The organism is Protofrankia sp. CiP1_Cm_nod3 (assembly GCF_982290655.1).
Genome location: NZ_CEVIVD010000107.1, coordinates 1 through 9,729 on the forward strand (window position 1 = coordinate 1; position 9,729 = coordinate 9,729).

A 9,729-nucleotide genomic window follows, 5' to 3' on the forward strand; every position below is an offset into this window, starting at 1 on the left:
CCTCTGCACCCTCTTCGCCACCGTCCTGGGCATCCCCACCATCGGCCCCGACGACAACTTCTTCGACCACGGCGGCCACTCCCTCCTCGCCACCACCATCGAAACCACCACCAGCGGCGCCAGCCCCGCCACCGGCGGGAGCATGCTGGAGGTCCTGCTGCCCCTGCGTCCCACCGGCAGCCGTCCTCCGCTGTTCTGCGTCCATCCGGCTGGCGGTATCAGCTGGCCCTATATCGGGCTGGCGCGTTACCTCGCGGACCATCCGCTCTACGGCCTGCAGGCACGGGGCCTGGCCGGGCCGGAAGAGCTGCCGGCCACCCTGGAGGAGATGGTCGCCGACTATCTCGAGCAGATCCGCGCGGCCCAACCGGCCGGGCCCTACCACCTGCTCGGCTGGTCCTTCGGCGGTGTGGTGGCCCATGCCCTGGCCGCCGAGCTCCAACGCGCCGGTGAGCAGGTCGCGCTCCTGGCCCTGCTCGACGCCTATCCCCTCGGGGCGGAATCCTCGCAAGAAGCGGCACCGCTCAGCGAACGGGACGTCCTCACTCTCCTCCTCGACGCCGCCGGCCTCAGCGAAGAGGGGCCACTCGACGAGGAACTGGACCGTGACCGCGTGATGGACCTCCTACGCCGCAAGCGCACCATTCCGGCGGAACTCCTGGAAGAGCGCGCACTGGCAGCCGTCATCGATGTCTCCAACAACAACGTCCGGCTGCTGCGGGGATTCACCCCCGGCCGCTTCGACGGGGACCTGCTGCTGTTCACCGCGGCCCAGCCCGCCCCCGACAGCCCGCCTGACGACCACCCGACACCGCGGGCATGGCAGCCGTACGTCGGTGGCATGATCACCATCCACGCCATCGCAAGCACGCACCATCACATGATGCGGCCCGAGGCACTGGCCCAGCTCGGGCCGATTCTGGCCGCCGCGCTCGAAGAAACCGGCCGGCGTCGTCCCACCCAGGGAAGCTGAAAGCCCGTGGCCAGCCCTTTCGAGGACGAGGACCGGAGACAGTATCTGCCCCGTCCTCGAAGGGGGAACCGCCTCCATCCGGGATGGATCCGCGGCTCGCGGGGAATCCGCGAGCCGCGGGAAACCGTCCCCCGCGCCGCGTCAGAAAAGGGTCAGGGGCTCGGTCGGTATCGGCTGGGGCAGCGCGTCGAGTCCGGGCACGCGTACCCGGACCTCGTCGTGGAAGCGGCGGGCGAGCGGCGGTGCGTCGGCGTTGTCCGGAGTATGGACAAAAACGGTGGGTGACCGGCCCTCACGCAGCCATCCGGCGACAATGTCGATCCAACGCTGCCAGCCCTCGATCGTCCGCTCGGCGGCGTCGCGGCCGAGGTAGCGGACGATCGGCCGGTCGGTCAACGCGAGCGGCCGCAGCGGCAGGCGCGGTTTCCTCGTCCATGCGTCCCGTTCGGCATCGCTGCTGGGAGGGCTCTGGAAGAATGCGGTGGTGTCGAATGGGATCCATTCGGCGGCCACGGTGGCAAGCGCCGCTTCGAGGAGCCGCGCCGCGCGAGGATCGTTGAAGAACGCGGGGTGACGGACCTCCACGGCGTACCGGTGGGACCTGGTGAGCCGGCACAGAAAGCGGGCGAGCGCGGGGACGTCGGCAGGAGCGAACGACCCCGGCAGCTGTATCCAGAGGGCATGGGCCCGTGGGCCGAGCGGCTCGATCGCCGCCAGGAAGGCGTGCAGCGCCTCGTCGACGTCCGTGAGACGGCGTTCGTGCGTGATGACCTTTGGCATCTTGATCACAAACCGGAAGTCGGGGCCGGTCTGCCGTGCCCACGAAACCACGGTGTCGCTGGCCGGGGTCGCGTAGAACGTCGTGTTTCCTTCGACCGCGTTGCACCAGCTCGCGTAGTGGCGCAGACGCTCGTGGGACGGGAGCGGATGTGCCAGCAGACGCCCCTGCCATGACCTGTGCGTCCACATCGCGCATCCCACGTGAAGACGCATGGCCCCGAGCCCTCCGTGAACGAGCCGCGCCCATGACAGCCGGGCCCGAGCTCGCCCTCCAGGTCTCGACCGTGACACACGCAGCACACATACCTGTACGGACGTACTGTATCCAGGCGCCGGGCCCGCCCCGGCGACGGAACGCACGTCTCCGGGCCCCAGCTCCTGTTCCAGCACCGGCCAGACGCCGGCTGGGCACGGCCGGTTCACGTCGCGGACCAGCCGGCCGACCGGTCCGTGAACGGGAACGGGAACGTCCTGGTCAGCCGGGGCCGGCGCGGGCCGGCCGGCCGGCCGGCTGACCAGGATGTCAGGACCGGGCCTCGATCAGGTCATGACCTGATCATGATCAGGTGAGGTCGAACCGGTCGAGGTTCGTCACCTTGGTCCACGCCGCGACGAAGTCGCGCACGAACTTCTCCCGCGCGTCGTCGCTCGCGTAGACCTCCGCGAGCGCGCGCAGCTCGGAGTTCGAGCCGAAGATGAGGTCGACGCGGCTGGCGGTCCACCTGACCTCGCCCGTGGCACTGTCGCGGCCCTCGAAGGTGTTCGCGTCCTCGGACGTCGGCTCCCACGTCGTGCCCAGGTCGAGCAGGTTGACGAAGAAGTCGTTGGTCAGCGTCCCGGGGGCCGTGGTGAGGACCCCGAGCGGCGACTGCCCGTAGTTCGCCCCCAGGACACGCAGACCACCGATGAGGACCGTCAGCTCGGGGGCGCTCAGGGTCAGCAGGTTCGCCCGGTCGATCAGCAGGAGCTCGGCCGGCAGGTGCTGGCCCTTCCCGAGGTAGCTGCGGAACCCGTCCGCGGCCGGCTCGAGCACAGCGAACGACTCCACGTCGGTCTGCTCCTGCGACGCGTCGGTCCGTCCCGGCGTGAAGGGGACCTCGACGTCGAAGCCGGCGTTCCTGGCGGCCCGTTCGACCGCGGCGTCACCGGCGAGCACGATCAGGTCGGCGAGCGAGATCCGCTTGCCACCGGTCTGGGCGGCGTTGAAGGCCTCCTGGATCCCCGTGAGGGCGCGCAGGACCACGGCCAGCTGGTCGGGCTCGTTGACCTCCCAGGCGCGCTGCGGCTCGAGGCGGATGCGCGCGCCGTTGGCGCCGCCGCGCTTGTCGCTGCCGCGGAACGACGCGGCCGCCGCCCAGGTGGTCCTGACCAGCTGTGAGACGGACAGGCCCGAGGCGAGGATCCGCTCCTTGAGGGCGGCGGCGTCCGCGGCGTCGACGAGCTCGTGGGCCACCGGCGGGACCGGGTCCTGCCACAGCAGCGGCTCGGCCGGGACCTCCGGGCCGAGGTAACGCGAGACCGGCCCCAGGTCGCGGTGCGTCAGCTTGAACCACGCCCGGGCGAACGCGTCCGCGAACTGGTCCGGGTGCTCCAGGAAGCGCCGGGCGATGGGCTCGTAGATCGGGTCGAGCCGCAGCGAGAGGTCCGTCGTCAGCATTGTCGGGGCGTGACGCTTCGACGGGTCGTGGGCGTCGGGGACGGTGCCGGCGCCGGCGCCGTCCGCCGGCTTCCACTGGTACGCCCCGGCAGGGCTCTTCGTCAGCTGCCACTCGTAGCCGAACAGGGTTTCGAGGAAGCTGTTGTCCCAGGTCACCGGGGTAGGCGTCCACGCGCCCTCGAGCCCGCTGGTGATCGTGTCCCCGCCCTTGCCGGTGCCGAAGGTGTTCTTCCAGCCGAGGCCCTGCTCCTCGATGGGGGCGGCCTCGGGCTCCGGGCCGATGTGCTCGTCCGGGCTGGCCGCGCCGTGGGTCTTGCCGAAGCTGTGGCCGCCGGCGATCAGGGCGACCGTCTCCTCGTCGTTCATCGCCATCCGGCGGAACGTCTCGCGGATGTCGCGGGCCGCGGCGACCGGGTCCGGGACGCCGTTCGGGCCTTCCGGGTTGACGTAGATGAGGCCCATCTGGACCGCGGCGAGGGGGTTCTCGAGCTCCCGGTCACCGGTGTAGCGCTCGTCGCCGAGCCAGACGCTCTCGGGGCCCCAGTAGACGTCCTCGTCGGGCTCCCAGACGTCCTCACGGCCGCCGGCGAAGCCGAAGGTCGTGAAGCCCATCGACTCCAGGGCCACGTTGCCGGCGAGGACGAACAGGTCGGCCCAGGAGAGCTGCTGGCCGTACTTCTTCTTGACCGGCCACAGCAGGCGGCGGCCCTTGTCGAGGTTCGCGTTGTCCGGCCAGCTGTTGAGGGGCGCGAAGCGCTGCTGGCCGGCACCGGCGCCACCGCGGCCGTCGCTGATGCGGTACGTGCCCGCGCTGTGCCACGCCAGCCGGATTATGAACGGGCCGTAGTGGCCGTAGTCGGCCGGCCACCAGTCCTGCGAGGTCGTCAGGACCTCGGCGACGTCCCGCTTCACGGCGGGGAGGTCGAGGGTCCGGAACGCCTCGGCGTAGCTGAACTCCTTGCCGAGGGGACTGGCCACCTCGGGGTTCTTGGCGAGAATCCTCAGGTTGAGCCGGTTCGGCCACCAGCCGCGGTTCCCGCCGCCCTGGGTGGGGTGCGGGACACGCCCGTTCGCGGCCGGGCGACTACCACTACTCTCCGCGTTTGTGTCGTATACGACCGCATCGTGGTTCTCGGACATTGAGATTCCTCCCGGGCCTAGGCGGATCAGGGGCGGTCAGGAACTGCGTGCGGTGGAGCAGCCGGTACGCAGGCCCCAGCGGATGACCCCGGCCTCGTCGGTCGAGAAGCCGCGGCCGTCGGACGCGGCCGGGCAGGGCACCTCACCAACGGCGCGGCCGACGTCGGCGATGACGCCGGATGACCGGCGCACGACCCGGCACACGACATGGTGATGGCCGTCCCCTGCCCGCGACCCGCAGCGAGAGCCACGGAGCCGGACGGACGGACGCGCCGCACCGGGCTCGTGGCCGTCAGCGCACGCAGCGAGTCGTACCCGGCCTGGTGGGACGCCCCGGGCAGATGCCCGCGCACGGCGCCGGCGAGCGGGTCCGTTGCGGCGCACGGACGCGCCCGCACCGCGCTCAGCACCGCCATCCGAGGACGGGCCGCGCGCAGGGTGGCCCCGCGCGGTATCTGCCGGAGGTCCACGGCCGTAGTCACGTCCCCGACCCTGGCCCGTTTTCTGGAATCAGTCAAGAATCCAGAGGGCATGCTTTCTGATCCGGAACGGCCCGGGCCCGCGTCCCGGAACATGGCGCGGACGCGAAGGCCCCGGGCTCCCGCGGCCAGAGACCGCCGGCCCGGAGGGACGCTGGTCTCAAGCCGAGCCCCTCCGGGTGGCGGGCGTAGTCACGCCGCGGTCATGCCGCGGTCACGCCATGGTCACGCCGCGGTCGCGCCAACGGTCACCCCAGCGGCGCGCTCGCGTGGCGGGACGGACAGGCCGTCGGGCTCGGCGGCCGCGCGGGGCCGGGGAAGGAACTTCGACGCGCCGTGGATGGCCAGGACGCACAGGGCGATCGTGAGGAAGGTCGCGGCCCACACGAGCCCACGGGAGAAGTCCTCGCCGTCCAGGTGCAGCGCGATGATGATGGGGCTGCCGATACCGAAGTTCGCCCCGAACATCGTGATCGGGAAGGCGGCGAACAGCGAGGCCAGGCCCCAGGGGCTGGAGACGCGCCGCCAGATCTGCACGGCCAGGACGGTGAACAGGACCGTCTGGGTGCCCTCGAGCACGCCGATCACCGCCGGGTAGTTCCAGATCCGCAGCTCGTAGGGGCCGTAGTAGGTGTAGACGTCGACGCCGGTGCCGATCGTCTCGAAGACGCACGAGGTGAGGATCTCCGCCCCCCAGATCGCGAACAGCCCCCGGTAGCTCAGACGGCCCTCGTACATCCGGCGCCCGGCGTACAGCGCGACGGCGGCGTACAGGATGATGTAGCCGCTGTGCGTCCAGTTGGGCTGCACGACGCCGAAGGCGCTGAAGTGCGACCACATCGCGCCCGGCTTGCCGGCGGCGTCCGCGTCGAAGAACCACAGGTCGAAGGCGACGTCGTACAGCGGCTCGGCGAACGCCCCGACGCCCGCCGCGAGCAGCGCGCAGAGATAGAACGGCGTCCGCTCCCTACGCCACAGATAGAGCGCGACCATGATCATACCGAGCACGAGAGCCCAGCTCACCCAGGTGAAGATCGACTGCCAGAGCAGATCGAGCTCGTGTGACACCACGTCCCGCGGCATGCGTCCCAATGAGGGCCTCCTTCGCCGGAGCCATCACAAATATGACGGCCGTCACTCCGGACGTTAAGAGGTGTCACGGGAGCGAAACCTCCCCTGTAGGGGGGCTGTCCCTCCATCAGCAGGGGGAAACAGGGAAAAACAAAGGGCGGCTGGCGTCCCTGACAGGCGCCCGGGGGCCCTTCTCGAGACCGGCGTGGGACGGCTGGAAGCGATCCCCCCGCGTACGTCGAAGTTACCGGAAAGCGTCGCGGGTGCCGGTGACCGCCCGCGGGCGGCCGCGCTGGCCGCCGGCCGGCCGGCCCGGCCCGAGGGGGTGGTCGCCGGTGTAGCCGACCGTGCTCAGGCAGAGCAGGACGTACCGTTGCGCGATCGCCTCCGGCGGCAGCGGCCCGTCCGGGGAATACCAGATGGACACGCTCTGGCACATGGTCAGGACCGCCCGGCTGGCGTCGGCCGGGATGGGGGTGGTGAAGTGGCCCTGGGCGACACCCGCCTCGACCGTGTCGAGCAGCATGTGCTCCAGATAGTCACGCAACGCGACGTACCGGGCCCGGTTCTCCGGCTCGAGGCTGCGGATCTCGGTGTCGAGGAAGGCCAGCCGGTGACGGTTGGTCATGTAGAGCACGACACACTCGACCATGGCCGAGAAGCGGGCCGCCGGGTCGTCACCGGCCTCGGCCACCGCGGCCCGGCAGCGGTCGAGGACGTCGCGGATGGAGGTCTCGATCAGGGTGACCAGCAGGGCCTGCTTGTTCTCGTAGTGGTAATAGAGGGCCGGGACGGTCACCCCGACCCGGCGGGCGATGTCGCGCACCGACGTGCCGTGGTAGCCGTGCTCGTGGAACGCCTCCATGGCGTGCCTGAGCACCGGGTGCAGATTCAGCGGTGGGTATTCGCGCCACCGCCTCGCGGCACCGGCGGCCGTATCCGGTGCCGTGTTCACGCGGGACTCCTCAGGGAATCACCGGGGAAATCATCGGGGGGCCATGCGAATGGCGCCGTCCAGGCGGATGACCTCACCGTTGAGCATGGGATTGTCCACGATGTGCTGGACGAGGGCAGCGTACTCCTCGGGACGGCCGAGCCGGCTGGGATGCGGCACCTGCGCGCCCAGGGAGCTGCGGGCCTCCTGAGGCAGCGTGGCCAGCATCGGGGTCTCGAACAGGCCGGGGGCGATGGTGACCACCCGGATCTGCCGGCCGGCGAGGTCGCGGGCGACGGGCAGGGTGAGGCCGACGACGCCGCCCTTGGACGCGGAGTAGGCGGCCTGGCCGATCTGGCCGTCGTAGGCGGCCACCGACGCGGTGTTGACGATGACCCCGCGCTCGCCGTCGACGGGCTCGTGGGCGCTGATGCGGGCGGCGGCCAGCCGGATGACGTTGAAGGTCCCGATCAGGTTGATCTTGAGCACGCGGGTGAACAGCTCCAGGGAGAGGGGGCCGTCCTTGCCCAGCACCCGGCCGGGGGTGCCGATGCCGGCACAGTTGACCGCGACGCGTACCGGCCCGAGCTGCCCGGCGATGTCGAGGGCCGCGGTGACGTCCTGCTCGCTGGTGACGTCGGCGGGAGTGAAGACGGCGCGGTCCCCGAGCTTGGCGGCCACGGCCGCGCCGTCGGAGGACGGCAGGTCCACCAGGGCCACGGACGCCCCGGCGTCCAGCAGCCGGTACGCGGTGGCCAGGCCCAGGCCGGAGGCCCCGCCGGTGATGAGCGCGACACTGCCTTCGATGTTCACGGAGCTTTCCTCCCACGGAGTGCGGTCTTTCCCCGGTGTTCCGGGAGGGCGTCCCGCTTGTCTGTACGGCGTCCGGCCCGGCTACAGGCGCTCGATGATGGTGGCGTTGGCCATCCCGCCGCCCTCGCACATGGTCTGCAGACCGTACCGGCCGCCGGTCGCCTCGAGGTGGTTGACCAGGGTGGCCAGCAGCCGGACACCGGAGGCGCCCAGGGCGTGGCCGAGCGCGACCGCGCCGCCGCGGGGGTTGAGCTTCGCCGGGTCGGCGGCCAGCTCGCGCTGCCACACCAGCGGGACGGGCGCGAACGCCTCGTTGACCTCGTAGGCGTCGATGTCGTCGATGGACAGCCCGGCCCGGGCGAGGATCTTCTGCGTGGCCGGGATGACACCGGTGAGCATCAGCACCGGGTCCGAGCCGGTGACGGCGAAGGCGTGGAACCGGGCCCGGGGGCGCAGGCCCAGCCGTTCGGCGGCCCGGGCGCTGACGATCAGGGTGGCCGAGGCGGCGTCGGTGAGCGGGGAGGAGTTGCCCGGGGTGACGTGCCAGCCGATCTCCGGGAAGCGGGCCGCCGAGGGGACGCCGAGGAAGGCCGGCTTCAGCCCGGCCAGCCCCGCCACGGTGGTGGAGGGGCGTACGGTCTCGTCCACCCGGTGGCCGCCCACGGGCACGATCTCCCGGTCGAAGCCGCCGGCGGCGGCGGTGGCCGCGGCCAGCTGGTGGGAGCGGGCCGAAAAGGCGTCCAGCTCCTGGCGTTCCAGCTTCCAGCGGGCGGCAATCAGCTCGGCGGACACCCCCTGCGGGACCAGGCCCTCGGGGTAGCGCCGGGCAAGCAGCGTCCCGGTGGTGTCCTGCCCCTGCGCCGGGGAGCCCATCGGTACCCGGCTCATCGACTCCACACCGCAGGCGATGACCACGTCGTAGGCGCCCGCGAGCACGCCCTGGGCGGCGAAGTGCACCGCCTGCTGGCTGGAGCCGCACTGACGGTCGACCGTGGCGCCGGGCACCGACTCGGGCAGCCCGGCGGCGAGCAGCGCGCTCCGGGTGATGTTGGCCGCCTGCTCGCCGGCCTGCGAGACGCAGCCACCGATGACGTCGTCGACCAGGGCGGGGTCGATGCCGGTGCGTTCGATGAGCGCCTGGAGCACGCCCGCGAGCAGGTCCACCGGATGGACACCGGACAGCGCCCCGCCCGGCTTGCCCTTGCCGGACGCGGTCCGTACCACGTCGACGATCACGGCGTCGCTCATCCCGCGCTCCTCTCAGCGGTGAGAGGACCCGTCCGTGGCCGGTCTCTCGGCTTCCACGGGCCGGCTTCCACGGGCCTCCCAGGCAAACCACGATCATTTATTTATCGATCGATAAACAGGGACGCTAGGCTCCAGTGGCAGGCGCGTCAAGCGGTGGACGTGATCCCGCCGCCAGCGACCGCAACGAGCCCCACAGCCGATGACCGGCAGAAACCGTCATCACAATTGAAGTAACGGAGAGGATTTTCCCCCTTCGGGGGATTGACCCCCATCCCGCCTGCTCTATCGTTCACCCCGGCCATCTTAGCGATCGATAAACAAGACTTCTTTCTGTCCCGATCGGGCCACCCCCGACCAGGGAGTTCCACGGCGGAACGCACGCGCCACGAGCGGGACCACGTGGGCTTCCGAACCACCGTCCGGGATCTCGTCGCCCGCGAGGTCGTCGACGGACGCCGCGTCCCCGGCGCCACCGGCACGGGATCCGATCCCGCCGGCAGCGCCGTGCCCGGTGCGACAGCCCGCGCCCTCGGTGCCGCTCGGCGCCCTCGGTGCCACCGACGCGCTGGTCAGCCTGGTCGGCACGGCCGAGGAACGCGCGCGGGCCCTGCGCCTGCTCGGCGCCGGCCAGCCC

7 protein-coding genes are annotated in these 9,729 nt (G+C 71.3%); 1 reads left to right on the plus strand and 6 read right to left on the minus strand.

Annotated features, from left to right (window positions below; translation table 11 throughout):
* Positions 1 to 973, plus strand: a 973-nt coding sequence (locus AC5LUJ_RS17905) for an alpha/beta fold hydrolase (RefSeq protein WP_493465342.1), incomplete at its 5' end; no start/stop codon positions are given.
* 141 nt (positions 974 to 1,114) lie between these two features.
* Here the strand turns inward: AC5LUJ_RS17905 and AC5LUJ_RS17910 are convergent.
* From AC5LUJ_RS17910 to AC5LUJ_RS17935, 6 genes are all read right to left on the minus strand, one after another.
* The gene (locus AC5LUJ_RS17910; RefSeq protein WP_250283745.1) at positions 1,115 to 1,966 is read right to left on the minus strand and encodes a DUF72 domain-containing protein; all 852 of its coding nucleotides are present in this window, start codon (positions 1,964 to 1,966) and stop codon (positions 1,115 to 1,117) included.
* Between the two features lie 349 nt (positions 1,967 to 2,315).
* A complete protein-coding gene (gene katG / locus AC5LUJ_RS17915) occupies positions 2,316 to 4,550 on the minus strand; it encodes a catalase/peroxidase HPI (RefSeq protein ID WP_250292225.1) in 2,235 nt (744 codons plus the stop codon).
* Positions 4,551 to 5,254: 704 nt separating this feature from the next.
* Complete coding sequence (locus AC5LUJ_RS17920) at positions 5,255 to 6,112, minus strand: hypothetical protein (protein WP_250292229.1); 858 nt, start codon at positions 6,110 to 6,112, stop codon at positions 5,255 to 5,257.
* Positions 6,113 to 6,344: 232 nt separating this feature from the next.
* Complete coding sequence (locus AC5LUJ_RS17925) at positions 6,345 to 7,055, minus strand: TetR/AcrR family transcriptional regulator (protein ID WP_250283748.1); 711 nt, start codon at positions 7,053 to 7,055, stop codon at positions 6,345 to 6,347.
* 30 nt (positions 7,056 to 7,085) lie between these two features.
* The gene (locus tag AC5LUJ_RS17930; protein WP_250283750.1) at positions 7,086 to 7,847 is read right to left on the minus strand and encodes a 3-hydroxyacyl-CoA dehydrogenase; all 762 of its coding nucleotides are present in this window, start codon (positions 7,845 to 7,847) and stop codon (positions 7,086 to 7,088) included.
* 81 nt (positions 7,848 to 7,928) lie between these two features.
* Entirely contained in the window at positions 7,929 to 9,095 is a 1,167-nt protein-coding gene (locus AC5LUJ_RS17935; protein WP_250292226.1) for a thiolase family protein, read from the minus strand.
* Positions 9,096 to 9,729 lie beyond the last annotated feature (634 nt).